The sequence below is a fragment of the Salininema proteolyticum genome, from assembly GCF_042685645.1.
Taxonomy (GTDB): Bacteria; Actinomycetota; Actinomycetes; order Mycobacteriales; family Micromonosporaceae; genus Salininema; species Salininema proteolyticum.
Genome location: NZ_JBHUNX010000001.1, coordinates 864807 through 879270 on the forward strand (window position 1 = coordinate 864807; position 14464 = coordinate 879270).

Annotated in this window: 12 protein-coding genes; 8 read left to right on the plus strand and 4 right to left on the minus strand. The window is 70.3% G+C overall.

Annotated features, from left to right (window positions below; all coding sequences use genetic code 11):
* Nucleotides 1-54: 54 nt before the first annotated feature.
* Nucleotides 55-558 (minus strand): hypothetical protein, encoded by a 504-nt coding sequence (locus ACFTE1_RS04135; protein ID WP_380617345.1) that lies wholly within the window; start codon nt 556-558, stop codon nt 55-57.
* Between the two features lie 85 nt (nt 559-643).
* Between ACFTE1_RS04135 and ACFTE1_RS04140 the strand changes: the two genes are divergently transcribed.
* The 4 genes from ACFTE1_RS04140 (at nt 644) to ACFTE1_RS04155 (ending at nt 3488) form a co-directional block, all read left to right on the plus strand.
* Nucleotides 644-1267 carry an HAD family hydrolase gene (locus tag ACFTE1_RS04140; RefSeq protein ID WP_380617344.1) on the plus strand — a complete coding sequence of 208 codons (624 nt, stop codon included), beginning with the start codon at nt 644-646 and terminating at the stop codon, nt 1265-1267.
* A gap of 137 nt (nt 1268-1404) precedes the next feature.
* Nucleotides 1405-1641 carry a hypothetical protein gene (locus tag ACFTE1_RS04145; protein ID WP_380617343.1) on the plus strand — a complete coding sequence of 79 codons (237 nt, stop codon included), beginning with the start codon at nt 1405-1407 and terminating at the stop codon, nt 1639-1641.
* A gap of 205 nt (nt 1642-1846) precedes the next feature.
* Nucleotides 1847-3016 carry an ABC transporter substrate-binding protein gene (locus tag ACFTE1_RS04150; RefSeq protein WP_380617342.1) on the plus strand — a complete coding sequence of 390 codons (1170 nt, stop codon included), beginning with the start codon at nt 1847-1849 and terminating at the stop codon, nt 3014-3016.
* 259 nt (nt 3017-3275) lie between these two features.
* Nucleotides 3276-3488 carry a hypothetical protein gene (locus ACFTE1_RS04155; protein WP_380617341.1) on the plus strand — a complete coding sequence of 71 codons (213 nt, stop codon included), beginning with the start codon at nt 3276-3278 and terminating at the stop codon, nt 3486-3488.
* Between the two features lie 18 nt (nt 3489-3506).
* Here the strand turns inward: ACFTE1_RS04155 and ACFTE1_RS04160 are convergent, their stop codons facing one another.
* Nucleotides 3507-4265 (minus strand): class I SAM-dependent methyltransferase, encoded by a 759-nt coding sequence (locus tag ACFTE1_RS04160; RefSeq protein WP_380617340.1) that lies wholly within the window; start codon nt 4263-4265, stop codon nt 3507-3509.
* A gap of 107 nt (nt 4266-4372) precedes the next feature.
* Between ACFTE1_RS04160 and ACFTE1_RS04165 the strand changes: the two genes are divergently transcribed.
* Together ACFTE1_RS04165 and ACFTE1_RS04170 are read left to right on the plus strand one after the other, a co-directional pair.
* Complete coding sequence (locus tag ACFTE1_RS04165) at nt 4373-6751, plus strand: ATP-binding cassette domain-containing protein (protein WP_380617339.1); 2379 nt, start codon at nt 4373-4375, stop codon at nt 6749-6751.
* Nucleotides 6752-6758: 7 nt separating this feature from the next.
* Complete coding sequence (locus tag ACFTE1_RS04170; RefSeq protein WP_380617338.1) at nt 6759-8951, plus strand: DEAD/DEAH box helicase; 2193 nt, start codon at nt 6759-6761, stop codon at nt 8949-8951.
* A 114-nt stretch (nt 8952-9065) separates the two neighbouring features.
* Here the strand turns inward: ACFTE1_RS04170 and ACFTE1_RS04175 are convergent, their stop codons facing one another.
* Complete coding sequence (locus ACFTE1_RS04175; protein ID WP_380617337.1) at nt 9066-10256, minus strand: RtcB family protein; 1191 nt, start codon at nt 10254-10256, stop codon at nt 9066-9068.
* 413 nt (nt 10257-10669) lie between these two features.
* On the opposite strand from ACFTE1_RS04175, the gene ACFTE1_RS04180 reads away from it, so the two are divergent.
* Complete coding sequence (locus ACFTE1_RS04180) at nt 10670-12805, plus strand: acyltransferase family protein (RefSeq protein WP_380617336.1); 2136 nt, start codon at nt 10670-10672, stop codon at nt 12803-12805.
* 52 nt (nt 12806-12857) lie between these two features.
* On the opposite strand, the gene ACFTE1_RS04185 is transcribed toward ACFTE1_RS04180, so the two are convergent.
* Nucleotides 12858-13622, minus strand: a complete 765-nt coding sequence (locus ACFTE1_RS04185; protein ID WP_380617335.1) for a sporulation protein — start codon at nt 13620-13622, stop codon at nt 12858-12860.
* Between the two features lie 250 nt (nt 13623-13872).
* On the opposite strand from ACFTE1_RS04185, the gene ACFTE1_RS04190 reads away from it, so the two are divergent.
* Nucleotides 13873-14460, plus strand: coding sequence for a DUF4956 domain-containing protein (locus tag ACFTE1_RS04190; RefSeq protein WP_380617334.1), 588 nt, complete (start codon nt 13873-13875; stop codon nt 14458-14460).
* Nucleotides 14461-14464: the final 4 nt, after the last annotated feature.

The window sequence follows — 14464 nt, forward strand, 5'->3', positions numbered from 1 at the left end:
CCGTCATTCGCCGCGGCCGGGTGACGGTGGGGCGAAGGGGCTGAGAGGACCGGTTCAGTCCCCGACACGCAGGACCGCACCGCCCGGAGCGGTGGCCTCAAGCGCCCTCAGGGCTCCGGAGGATATCTCCCCATGGGTCAGCCAGCGCCGGCGGCCCGCCTCTATCTTCGACCCCAGCACGACGTTCCGGACCGTCCAGGGCGGCCTCTCGGCCGGGGACGGCTCCTGGGCCGCCGAACCGTAGAGCCTCACGACGACGGCGTCGTCGGCCAGAACATCCCCCAACGCGTCCTCCACCGCCGCCCGGAACGGCGCGTGCACCCACAGAACCGCCCTCTCCAGGGGTCCGCCCGCCGCCCGGCGCACCGAGTCGGCCAGTTCCCGCGGCCGCTCCCAGTGGGCCCCGACGAACGAGACGGAGCCGGTGGGCCCGACTTCCGTGATGCCCTTGGGAGACCGCGCGGCGACGAGCACCCGGCTCCCCGCCTCCGCCAGGCTCCGCACGGCGGGACGCAGCATGCCGGTGCCACCTACCACGAGAACTGTCGATTGGTGCATGTATTGATCCTCCTCCGGTGTCCACCGTAGTGCCTCCCCGCTCGGGACGGGGTCCCTCGGAATGTGGACCGGTTAGACTGTGGCCATGGCGATCAGCGAAGTCGTATGGGACATGGACGGCACCCTCCTCGACACGGCCCGGGCGGTTCCCGCCGCCTACATCGCGGCCACGGAGGAGCTGTGCGGGAGGACGGTGGACCGCGACGAGGTGCTGCGGCTCTACCCGGTCGGGCCGCCCGCGGAGATCCTCGCCCGGCTGGTCGGCCGGGTCCTGTCGGCGGAGGAGGAAGAGGCCTATTACCGGCGCCTGGGCGAGTCGCCCGTCGACCCGTTCCCCGGTGTGGCGGAGACCCTGGCGGCCCTGGCCTCCCGGGGAAAGCGCCTCGCGGTGTTCACCGGGGCGAGCCACCGCGCGGCGGAGATCCTCCTGGCCTCGGCCGGGATCGGACCGGACGTGCTGATCGGCGGCGACGAGGTCCCGGCGATGAAGCCCGCCCCGGACGGGCTGGCCATGGCCGCCCAGAAGCTGGGGCGCGAGCCGGGCGAGCTCGCCTACGTGGGCGATTCGCCGCTGGACATGCGGGCGGCCTCGGCGGCGGGCTTCGCGGCGTGGTCGCCTTCGTGGGGGCACATGTACGAGCCGGAGACGCCGGCCGACCGGGTGCTGGACCGGCCCGGAGAGGTGCTCGGCCTCCTCAACGGATTCTGAGCCGTATCGTCCACGGGCGCTTGGGGACTCCCCTAGCGGTCCGGCGGGCGGCTGCGCCGCGTACGAGGGCCGGCACGCCACCGTCCGACGGGTATCCCCCGGAGTGCGGGCGGGCGGGGCACCTATACATTGAAGGAATGGAAGTCTTTGACATCGTGCGGATAGACGCGGACTACTTCGATCCCGTCTGCGCCGGCCGCGAGGGAATAGTACTCGGTTATTCACAGGCGGGTGGACGCTGTTTCCATGTCGTGTCCGTAGGGTCCGAGAAAGTGGTCGTCCCGTCGTCCAGTCTGACCGCCACCGGAGATAGGGCGGAAGCGGAATTCGACCACTCTGTCCTTTTTGTCAACGACGGCTGCCAGCGGTTTTAGCGTGTGGAAATATGCACGGACGAATCCGGTTTCCCCCATTCCCGGTCTCCGGAACGCGTTGTGGAAAAACAATATGAAATAATCCTTCTAAAACATTAGTGATGTGTTCCATTCCCGGATCCGGATGCCCGCACCGCGGCGCTGTATGCGAGTGTTAAATACAGACGCACTTGTATTCGACCCCCCGGAACCGAAGGAAGAGCCCATGCGTAAAACCACCGCTTTGGCTGCAGCCGCGCTTGTGACCCTTGTGGCGGGATGCTCCGACACCTCCTCCGAGGGGAGCGGGTCCCCCGAGGGCCTGACCGGATCGGGCAAGGGCGAGAGCTGCTCGATCCCCGACACCGTGAAGATCGGGGCCTCGTTCAGCCTCAGCGGCGCCGGCGAGTTCGCCGGGGTGCCCCAGAGGAACGGGCTCGAACTGGCCGTCCAGCAGCTCAACGAGAGGGAGGGCGTGGACTACGAGACCGAGGTCGTCGACGACGAGACGGACTCGGAGACCTCCATCGCCACCTTCGAGGAGTTCGCCGCCGGCGACGCCAGCGTGGTGTTCGGGCCGACCTTCTCCAGCATCGGCACCTGGGGGCTGCCCGTCGCCCAAGAGGCCGGGCTGCCCGCGATCGGCGTGTCCACCACGGCCGTCGGCATTCCCGAGATCGGGGACTTCGTCTTCCGCTCGGCGCTGCCCGAAGAGGACACCGTCGCCGCCAGCGTTCCCGCCGCGCACGCGGAACTGGACTTCGACCGCGTCGCCATCCTGCACACCTACGACGACGATTTCACCGTCTCGACTTACGAGGCGATGCGAGCCCAGCTGAACAACGTCGACTCCGAGATCGTGGTGGACGACTCCTTCCCGAGCGTCCAGGACGACTACGACGAGTTCCTCGACGAGGTGGCCGCCGAGAGGCCGGACGTCATCCTCCTGTCGATCTTCCCCGAGACGACCGAGAAGATCGTCGGGGGCCTCCGCTCGCGCGGCATTGACGCTCCGGTGCTGGGCGGCGACGCCTTCAACTCCCCGGCCATGTTCGAGGCCATGGGGGAGAACGCCGAGAACCTCATCGTCGGCGGATCCTGGAGCGCCGAGCTCGACACCCTCGGCAACCAGGCCTTTGTGGACGCTTACGGGGAGGCCTACGACAGCGAGCCGGACCAGTTCGCCGCCCAGGCCTACACCGCCGCCATGCTCGTCGACGCCGCCGTGCGCTCCGAGTGCGACGCCGGACGGACCGCGCTGCGCGACAGCCTCGGCGAGATCACCGACGAGGAGACCATCATGGGCACCGTCAGCCTCTCGCCCACCGGGGAGTTCTTCGCCGAACCGGTCGTCCAGATCGTGAAGGACGGCGAGCTGACCCTGCTCAGCGACTAGAATCATCTTTCAGCAGAGGTGCCGCGGTCCGCTTCGGGCCGCGGCGCACTCGCATTGCGGGGCCCCGAAAAGCGGGACCGGCCGCCGTCAACGGGGTGGTCGGACGGTATGCTTCCCCCTGGGACGGAAGGACTTCGCCGTATGCATCCGCAGATGGCATCCACAAAGGATCCGGGTGACCGGCCGCCCCTGTTACCGTGAACTGTCGGGAAATTGCTGTTTCCTTGCGCCCGAACGAAAACGCCCATAGGGTCGAGGTATGGACTATTTCGACGAAGTGCTGATCTCCGAGGCGTTCGAGGACGAGCGCTTCGCGGGGCGCCGCGGCACGGTCCTCGGAAAGTCCCTCGGGGAGGTCTGCGACTACTTCGTGGTCATAGTGGAGGGACTGGAGCCCGCCCTCGTCCCCGTCCACCAGCTCAGCGCGACCGGCCGCCGGGGACCCCGCCGCGCCGCCGGACTCACCGGCTGACGACCGCGGCCCCGGGACTCAGTCCTCCTTGACGGCGCTCAACCGCACCAGCGGGACCGGCGCGTACCCGAACCACGACGACCGCTCCATGGCCGAACGCGCCCTGCGATACCGCTCCCGGCCGACCGACGGAACGTACAGCGAGTCCATGTAGGCGCCGATGTCCGCCCGCGTGTTCAGCGGAAAATGGAAACAGCGCGACTCCACCGCCCGCAGCCGCAGCCCGACCGACCGCACCAGGGCGGCGGGACGGCGCAGAGGGCCCTCGTTGGGAGCGCCGATCCGCGAGCGCAGACTCCACAGCAGCCGGAGGGCGAAGACCGCGTCCCAACCCGACAGCGGACCCGAGACCGGGTACATCGCCGTGAACACCCCGCCCCTCCGCAGCACGCGGGAGGCCTCGGCCAGCGCTTCCGGCAGGGGAGTGAGGACCTGCAGCGCCATCGAGCAGACCACCGCGTCCACCGATCCGTCCCCGAACGGCAGCCGCGTCGCATCGGCGATGACCAGGCCGCCCGCGCCCCGGCCGGCCGCCAGCCGCAGCTCTTCGGTCGAGAGGTCGACCCCTATATAGCGCTCCGGGCCGATCCGGGGAGCGAGCGGAGCCGAACCGCAGGCCACGTCGAGGACCACGCCCTCGGACGGGATCCGCTCCGACATCCAGCCGTACGGCTCGTCCCCCTCGTCGCCCGACCGCTCCAGGATCCGCTCCGTGATGCCCGCCCGATCCGCGTGGAACTCGCTCAGATAGGGTCTCCAGGCCTTCCCCTCCGCCATGCCCCCAGTGTCCCGCACAGGGCGGCCCGGCCCGAGCGCTTCCGCCGACCGGTCACGATCGCGCCGCGACCGCCTTCGTGACGTCCACCATGGAATACGCTGGTCGTATGGGCAGCGACGACTACTCCGACCAGGGAGTCCACCGAGACCGGGGACTCGTGCGCGTCACGGGCGCGCGACTGCACAACCTCCGCGACGTCTCGGTGGCCCTGCCGAGGGACGCCATAGCCGCCTTCACCGGCGTCTCCGGTTCCGGCAAGTCCTCGCTGGCCTTCGGCACCGTCTACGCCGAGTCCCAACGCCGCTACCTCGAGTCCGTCGCCCCCTACGTCCGCCGCCTCCTCCACCAGGCCGAGGACCCCGACGTCGAGGAGCTGACCGGCATGCCCCCGGCCGTCGCCCTCTCCCAGCGGCGCACCAACCCGTCCATGCGCTCCACCGTCGGCACCCTCTCGGCGCTCGGCAACACCCTGCGCATGCTCTACTCCCGCGCCGGAGACTACCCCGAAGGCGCCGACCGGCTCGACTCCGACTCGTTCTCCCCGAACACCCCCGCGGGAGCCTGCCCCGACTGCGAGGGCCAGGGCGAGAAGTACACCGCCACCGAGGAGACCATGGTCCACGACCCGGGCCTGTCCATCCGCGAAGGCGCCGTCACCGCCTGGCCCGGGGCCTGGCAGGGCAAGAACCTCCGCGACATCCTCGCCACCCTCGGCTACGACGTCGACCGCCCCTGGAGGGACCTCCCCGCCGCCGACCGCGAATGGATCCTCTTCACCGACGAACGCCCCGTCGTCACCGTCCACCCCGAGCGCGAGGCCCACCGCATCCAGCGGCCCTATAAGGGCACCTACTCCAGCGCCCGCTCCATAGTCCTCAAGGCCTTCGCCGAGGCCAAGAACGAGAAGCGCCGCGACAAGGTCCGCGCCTACCTGAGGCAGGAGCCCTGCCCGGCCTGCCACGGCAAGCGACTCCGACCCGAGGCGCTCGCGGTGTCCTTCGACGGCCGCGACATCGCCGAGGCCGCCGCCCTGCCGTTGACCGCGCTCGCCGAGGCGCTCCGCCCGCACGCCGGCGCCGAGGGCGCGGAGGGAGTGCTCGTCGGGGAACTGCTGGACCGCCTGCGTGTGCTCGAAGACCTCGGGCTCGGCTACCTCTCCGCCGGCCGGCCCGCCCCCACGCTCTCGGCCGGCGAACTGCAGCGCCTGCGGCTGGGCTCGCAGCTCCAGGCCGGCCTGTTCGGCGTCGTCTACATCCTCGACGAGCCCTCGGCCGGACTGCACCCCTCGGACACCGAGGCGCTCAAACGCGTGCTCCGGGACATCCGCCGCGCCGGCAACGGGGTCTTCCTCGTCGAACACGACCTGGACATCGTCGCCGACTCCGACTGGGTCGTCGACGTCGGGCCGCTGGCGGGGGAGAAGGGCGGGGAGGTCCTCTACAGCGGGCCGCCCGCCGGGCTCGAGGGCGTCGCCGGATCGCACACCGGCCGCTACCTCTCCGGCGAGGCGCCCGCCCTGGAGAACCGCCGCCGCGCCCCTCGCGGAACGCTCGCCCTGCGCGGCGTCGACCGCCACAACCTCCGCGGACTCGACCTCGACCTCCCGCTGGGGACTCTGACGGCCGTCACCGGCGTCTCCGGCTCGGGCAAGACGACCCTCCTGGGCGCCGTCGCCGACGCCGCCGGGGAGAACGGCGACGTCAAACGCGTCGTCACCGTCGACCAGAGGCCCATCGGCCGGACCCCGCGCTCCAACCTCGCCACCTACACGAACCTGTTCGACACGGTCCGCAAGCTCTTCGCCTCCACCGGCCAGGCGAAGGCCGCCGGGTACACGGCGAGCCGCTTCTCCTTCAACGTGGCCGGAGGCCGGTGCGAGACCTGCAAGGGCGAGGGCTACCTCGAAGTGGAACTGCTGTTCCTGCCCAGCACCTACACGCCCTGCACCGCGTGCCACGGTGCCCGCTACAATCCCGAGACTCTCGCGATCACTTACCGCGGCAAGACGATCGCCGACGTCCTCGGCCTCTCGGTAGACGCCGCCGCCGGCTTCTTCGCCGACGAGCCCGCCGCCGCCCGGGCCCTGCGGGCCCTCCAGGACGTGGGCCTCGGCTACCTCCGCCTCGGCCAACCCGCCACGGAGCTGTCCGGCGGCGAGGCCCAGCGGGTCAAACTCGCCGGGGAACTGCAGCGCAGCCCGAAACGCACCCTGTACCTCCTCGACGAACCCACGACGGGCCTCCACCCCTACGACGCCGACATCCTCACCGCGCAGCTCCAGGCCCTCGTCGACGCGGGCGGAACCGTCGTCCTGGCCGAACACGACCTCCGGGTGGTCGCCGCGGCCGACCACGTCGTCGACCTCGGGCCCGGAGGCGGCGACGCGGGCGGAAGGGTCATCGCCCAGGGCCGGCCGGAGGACGCGGCCTCGGCGGAGGACGGCCGCACGGCGCCGTATCTGAAGGAGGTTCTCGACCGGGCATAATGGGCCCATGCCCTCCACCCCGATCGACAAGGCCAAGTTCGGTTCCTACGCCCGCGGCGTCCTCGACCGCGCCGCCGACGCCGCCCGGAGGGGCCGCGAACTCGCCGAGGCCCGCGACCGGCTCGGCGCCTCCATGCGCGGCCAGGTCGCCGCCCTCCACCGCGCGGAGCTCGACGCGAAGCTCCGCGGCATCGGCCTCGACGAGCTGCGCCGCCTCGCCCCCAAAGGAATGCGCCTCGGCCTCCTGGAAGAATCCGGATACGACACGGCCGCCTCGATACACGCCGCCACCCACCGCGAGCTGACCGTCATCGACGGCGTGGGGCCGCAGACGGCCGAGGCCGTCAAGGACGCCGCCGCCGAGATCGCCCGCCACCTGGCCCCCGAGACCTCCCTGCGCCTCGACCCGGACCGGCGCGACACCGCTCAGACCCGGCTCCTGGCCACCCTCGCCGCCGAACGGAGCGCCTCCGCCGCCATGGAGGTCGCCGCGGCCCCGCTGCGCCGCCTCGAACAGGCCCTCCGCGAGCACGGGCCGCTCGCGGAACCCGCCTGCAGCCGCATGAAGATGGCCTTCACCCGGCGCCGCCGCGCCGCCGCAACGGCCGAGGCGCTCGCCGCCATCGAAGAAGCAGTCCACGGGCCCGAAGGGGCCGCCCTGGAACAGGCGCTGATCGAAGGCGAATGGAACGCCAACCCCGACGTGCGGAGCAGCGGGGAACTGTGGACCGCCTACGAGATCGACGCGGCCTCCTACAACACCGCCATCGCCAACCTCGCCGGCGTCGGCGGCGGAGCCGCTCCCGACGACATCGACGGAGACCTGCGCCGGCAGATCGACGCCGTCGACTTCGACTCGAGCCTGCTCACCTCCGAACTGCGCGGCTACCAGCTCTTCGGCGCCAAGTACGCGCTGGAGCGGGGGAGGGCCATCATCGGCGACGAGATGGGGCTCGGCAAGACCGTCCAGGCGCTCGCCGCCTGTGCCCACCTCGCCGCCGCCGGACAGCGGCGGTTCCTCGTCGTCTGCCCCGCCAGCGTCCACGCCGGCTGGATCGCCGAGATCCGGCGCCACTCGCGGCTGGAGGCCCACAGCCTGCACGGACCCGACCGCGAGGAGGCGGCCGTGCGGTGGCTGGAGGAGGGCGGCGTGGCCGTGACGACCTTCAGCACGCTGCGGCGCTTCGACCTCCTCACCGAAGAGGAGGTGCGGCCCGCCCTGCTGGTCGTCGACGAGGCCCACTACGTCAAGAACCCGGAGTCCCAGCGCTCGCAGGCCGTGGCGGCGCTGGTCGAGCGGTCGCGGCGCACCCTGTTCCTGACCGGGACGCCGCTGGAGAACCGTCTGGACGACTTCAAGAACCTGATCGCCTACCTGGACCCGGCGACGGCGGAGAAGCTGTCGCGGCGCTCGGCGTTCCCGAAGGCGAAGGTCTTCCGGCGCCGTGTCGCGCCGGTGTACCTGCGGCGCAACCAGGAGGACGTGCTCCGGGAGCTGCCGGAGCGCATCGAGGTGGAGGACTGGGTCGACCTGACCGCCGCCCAGGCCTCCGACTACCGCCGGGAGGTGGGGGCGTCGAACCTGATGGGCATGCGGCGGGCCTCGTCGGCCGTGGCCGGGTCGGCCAAGCTGGAGCGCCTGCGGGAGCTGGTCGCGGAGGCCGGGGAGGACGGGCGGAAGGTGCTGGTCTTCTCGTACTTCCGCGAAGTGCTCGACACGCTCTCGGAGACGTTCGGGAAGGCGGCCCTCGGCCCCGTCCACGGCGGCGTGCCGACCGCCCGGAGGCAGGAGCTGGTCGACGAGTTCACCGCGCGCCGCGGCGAGGCGGTGCTGCTCGCGCAGATCAAGGCCGGGGGAGTGGGTTTGAACATCCAGGCGGCCTCGGTCGTCGTGATCTGCGAGCCGCAGTGGAACCCGAGCCTGGAGGAGCAGGCGGTGGCCCGGGCCCACCGGATGGGGCAGATCCGGAAGGTGCAGGTCCACCGGCTGCTGGCGAAGGGGAGCGTGGACGAGCGCATCCGCGAGGTGCAGGAGCGCAAGCGGTCGGTCTTCGACCGCTACGCGCGGCCGTCGCAGGCCAAGGAGGCCGACGCGATGGCCGTCGACGGGTCGGTCGTGCGGCCCGCCGGCCTCGACGACGAGTCCGTGCCCCTGGAGCAGCGGATCATCGTCGCCGAGAGGGAGCGCCTGGGCCTCTGACGAGGGCCCGGGCTGCTCCCGGGCGACCGGCGACGGCGGCGGCCTGGAACGGCTTCGGCCGGAGAAGCGGCATGTCTGGGCCTGTTCGGCCGGACGCGCCGCCTCCGCCGACCGCTAGCCCTTGACGCAGACGATCTGACGCAGCCGCGCCACGATCTCCACGAGGTCCTTCTGGGCGTTCATGACCTCGTCGATGTCCTTGTACGCCGCCGGGATCTCGTCGACCACGCCGCCGTCCTTGCGGCACTCGACGCCCTCGGTCTGCGCCGCCAGGTCCGCGGCGGTGAACTGCTTCCTCGCCTTGGAGCGGCTCATCCTCCGTCCCGCGCCGTGCGAGGCGGAGTGGAACGCCGACGGGTTGCCCAGCCCGCGCACGATGAAGCTCGAGGCGCCCATCGACCCGGGGATGATGCCCATGTCGCCCGGCTCGGCGCGGATCGCGCCCTTCCTGGTGACCAGCAGCTCCCGTCCGTCGTGGACCTCCTCGGCCACGTAGTTGTGGTGCGCGGAGATCTCCTTCTCGAACAGCGCCCGCGGGATGTGCTTGCGCACGGCCTTCCGCAGCAGGCCCATCATGACCGCCCGGTTGCGCCGGGCGTAGTCCTGCGCCCAGAACAGGTCGCGGCGGTAGGCCTCCATCTCTGGGGTGTCCGCGACGAAGACGGACAGGTCCCGGTCGGGAAGGTCCCGGTTGTGGGGCAGGTCCTTGGCCTTCTCCATGTGGTGGCGCGCCAGGATGTTGCCGATGTAGCGCGACCCGGAGTGCAGCATGAGCCACACCCGGTCCGTGTCGTCCAGGCACACCTCGATGAAGTGGTTCCCTCCGCCGAGGGTCCCCATCTGGCGCATGGCCCGCGTCTCGAGGCGCTCGGCGTTCTTGACCGCGAGGTCCCCGAAACCGCCCCAGAACTCGTGCCATCCGCGGACGTCGAGCTTGAGGTGCTTGAGGTCCGTGCGCGAGCGCTTGTGCGACTCCTGGCCCACCGGGATGGCGTCCTCGATCGCGCTCCGCAGGCCCTTGAGGCTCTCGGGAAGGTCCTCGGCGGTCAGGTTCGTGCGCTGGGCGGTCATGCCGCAGCCGATGTCCACTCCGACCGCCGCCGGCGAGACCGCGCCCCGCATGGCGATGACGCTGCCGACGGTGGCCCCGATTCCGTAGTGCACGTCGGGCATGACCGCCACACCGTGGACCCAGGGGAGCTTCGCGATGTTGTGGAGCTGGTGGAGGGCCTGCTCCTCGACGGCGTCGGCGTCTCCCCAGAGACGGATCGGCGCCGACTTGTTCTGTAGTTCGGTGAAACCCATGACCGTCTCCTTTCGTCCGTCGGACTCAGGGTTCCTTATGCGAGAACCATTGTGGAGGAGGGGCCGCCGAAGCCACAAGCGAATATTCGCGAGCAATTCTCAAATTCGGATCATAAACCGATTCTAAACCCGCCGCGGGGTCCCTACCCGGCGGAATCGCCCGGTCACCACGGGGCCTCAGAGGAATTCAGGGCACGGTCGGACGCTATTGTCGGGTTTGTGGGAAACGCCCTCTCCTCGCGGCGATGCCCCTCGGCATGATCGCGCGGGCGTGCTAGTCTCTTCCAAGCCCGAAGCCCTCTGCCCCGAGGCAATAGCCCTCGAACCCCGTGCCCGCGCAAAGCAAGCGCGAGCCGACGCCCTTCTCGGCTCCAGCGCGTTCCTTCAACGACAACGGATACGGACGCGAACACATGTCACGGACAGAAGAGCAGACCGCCGCGACCGGCGCCGACCCGGCCGTCGCGCCGCGTCAGAACCGGTGGCGGCAGGACATCGAGGGCCTGCGGGCCCTGGCCGTCGGCCTGGTCATCGCGGCCCACGCCGGCATAGACCGCCTCGCGGGCGGCTTCGTCGGAGTCGACGTCTTCTTCGTCATCTCCGGATTCCTCATCACCGGCCTCCTCCTGCGGGAGATCAGGAAGAACGGTCGCATCGACCTATCCCGCTTCTACGCGCGGCGAGTGGCCCGCCTGCTGCCGGCCGCCGCCCTGGTCCTGGCCGCGACCCTGGCCGCCTCCTGGATCTGGCTGACGCCGCTGCGCTTGAAGGACATCGCCGCCGACATCGTGGCCGCGGCCCTCAACGTCGTGAACTTCCGCCTGGCCGTCACCGGCACCGACTACCTCAACGCCGACGCCGAGCCCTCCCCCGTCCAGCACTTCTGGTCGCTCGCTGTCGAAGAGCAGTACTACATCGTATGGCCGCTGCTGCTGACGGCCGTCGTCTGGCTCGTCCTGCGCCGCCGGACCGGCGAGAACGCCCTCGACGGCGCCGCCCCCACCTCGCGCCGAACGGCCCGCCTGACCTGGACCGTCACGGCCATTCTCGGCACTGTTCTCGTCGCCTCGCTGGCCGCTAGCGTCCTCACCACACCCGGCGACCCCGTCTGGGCCTACTTCGGCCTCCACACCCGCGCCTGGGAACTGGCCGCCGGCGCCCTGCTCGCCGTCGCCGCCGACCGAATCCGCCTCGGCGAGCGCACCGCCGGCCTCCTCGGCTGGGCCGGGCTCGCCCTCATCGCCTTCACCGCCTTCGCCTACGACTCCGACACCGCCTTCCCCGGACACGCCGCCCTCCTGCCGGTCCTGGGCGCCGTCGCCGTCATCGCGGCCGGAGGCCGCGACTCGAAGTGGGCGCCGACATGGCTGCTCACCCTCGCGCCCGCCCGGTACGTCGGCAAGATCTCCTACGGCCTCTACCTCTGGCACTGGCCGGTGCTCATGATCGCGCCCACCGCCCTGGGCATCGAACCGACCACCCGCAACAACGTCGCGCTCATGGGCCTGGCGTTCGTGCTGGCCGCCGTCAGCTTCCACGCCATGGAGGACCCGATCCGCCGCCACCGCCCGCTGACGCTCGTGCCCTCGCGCTCGCTTGTCATGGGCGGCGCTCTCGCCACCTCGACGCTCGTCATCGCGTTCCTGGCCGTCACCGTCCCGGTGGTCGGCACCGACAAGGACCTGAGCGACCAGCGGACCATGCCGCTGACCGAGGCCGTCGACGTGGAGTACGTGCCCGCGTCGCTGACGCCGTCGCTCGACGACGCCAGGGACGACAAGCCGACGGTCTACGCCGAGGACTGCATCGTGTGGCAGAAGGACTCCGAGGTCAACGAGGACTGCTGGTTCGGCGACGAGGACGGCGACCGGACCGTCGTGATCTTCGGCGACTCCCATGCGGCGCAGTGGTTCCCGCCGCTGGAGCAGATCGCGGAGGACAACGGGTGGCGCCTGGCCGTGCAGACCAAGGCCGCCTGCGCCGTCCCGGAGGTCAGGGAGACCAACGAGAAGGTCGGCGGCGAGTTCACCCAGTGCCGGGAGTGGCGCCAGAGCGCGCTGGACTACATCGACGACCTGGAGCCCGACCTCGTGGTCACCTCGGCCTCCGACGACAAGGACCTGCTGGCCGACGATGCGGGGCAGGCCTGGCTGGAGGGCTGGGAGGAGACCAATGAACGGCTCATGGACGCCACCGGCGGCCACGTCGTTCAGATCGGGTCGACGCCGGTGTGGGAGAAGAACATACCCAACTGCCTCTCCGAGAACGTCGACGAGGCCACCGACTGCGTCTTCGACCTCGCCGACTCCAAACTGGACGTGAACAACCGCGAGGAGGTCCTCGACCAGTCCTCCGAGCAGGGCGTGCAGGTGATCGACCCGCTGCCGTGGCTGTGCGACATAGACTCGCGCCGCTGTCCGGTGATCGTGGGGGACCTCCTGGTCTACCGCGACTCCAACCACCTCACCACGTACTACACCTCGGCGCTGGAGTCCGAGCTCGCGGCGGCGCTGCCGCTGCCGAAGACGTGGGACTCCGAGAGGCCCTGAGACGCGACGGGGGCGGGCGCCGCACGGCGCCCGCCCCCGGTCTCTCGGATCCTTACAGTCCCTTGCGCTGGATCAGCTGGTTCAGGTTCTCCTCCACGGGCCCGGCCACGTCGGCCTCCTCGTTGGACAGGGTGAACCGCAGGACGGAGCTCTGGTCCGGGTCGACCAGGCCGGCGTCGTTGCCGATCTGGAAGATCACGACCGTCTCCTCGGGTCCGGCGATGAACGACAGCTCCAGCTGCTGGAAGCGGTCGGCGTAGTCGCCCTTGGCCCAGAAGATGATCTCCTGGTGGAAAGCCAGGTGCGAGCCCTCGATCGTGCCGGGCTCGAGGTCGCTCTCCTGGTAGACGAAGCCCAGTTCCTCGATGGCGGACATGACCGCCTGCTGCACCGGCAGCGGGTCGATCTGGAGCGGGTCGACGTCGCCCTTGTCGAGCGCCAGCTTGAGGTCGAGCTCGGTGGCCACGCCGAGCTTCATGCCCGCCATGGGGCGGCCGTCGATGGTCGACAGCGGGGCCTCCCACGGGACCTGGGTTGAGAACTCGACGACGTGGTCGGTCCCCGCCCGCAGTTGGAAGGGCCCGGTCGCGTTGGCCGCGAAGAACTCGCTGTTCTCGGCCTTGTCCTTGCCGTCGGCCTCCTCGGTGACGACGGCGGTGTAGTGCAGGACGATCCCGTTGACGTCCTGGTCCACGTCACCGCCCTGGAAACGTACCTCTCCGACGAGGTTCTCGCCGGGCTTGACGCCTCCGGAGGGGAGGACGGTGTCGATGGTGACTCCCGACCCGACCAGGGATTTAAGCTTATCGAAGACCACGGGGGCGATCCTTTCCATTGCATTACCGGACAACGGATCAAAGTTACCATCGCATGTTCGAAGACCTGGATTCGCCGCGATGCCTCTCCGGGCGACAGCGATCGCGACACGGCGCACCCGCCGCCCCCCTCCCACCTACGACCCGCGCGGAAAAGCTTAGCGGCGGATTATGGGCCTCTTAGCGCCCCCTTAACCTCCGTTCGCCTATCGTTCACACACGTCAGCCGCAACAGCTTCCGCGAGGAGAGACATGACCGCCTGGTTCTGGTACGCCCTATTCATCGACATAGCCGCCGTCACCACGATGGCCGTCGTCATCTACTACCGCCGCCACCGCCGCAGCGACCTCATGTTCGCCTACATCGCCCTCAACATCGGAGTCTTCTCCGTCGCCTCCCTGATGCTCACCCAGCAGGTCGAACTCGCCGTCGCCTTCGGACTCTTCGGCGTCCTCTCCATCATCCGGCTGCGCTCCGACGCCATCAGCCAGAGGGAGATCGGCTACTACTTCACCGCGCTCGCCCTCGGCCTCATCACCTCCATCGGCTCCGGCCACCCCCTGGCCATGACCGGCTTCGCCGCCCTCCTGCCGCTTGTCCTCTACATCGCCGACCACCCGCGCTTCTCCGGCAGCGTCGAACGCTGCTCCATCACCCTCGACCGCGTCGTCCAAGACCCCGCCGAGCTGGAAGCGGAACTGTCCCGCCGCCTGCGCGGCCGCGTCGTCCAGACCAAGACCGACCGCGTCGACTACGTCCGCGACACCATGCTCGTCGAAGTCAAGTACCGCCCCTGGCCCGCCGACCGCCCCGTCGCCCCCGTCTACGCCGACCGCTAGGAGA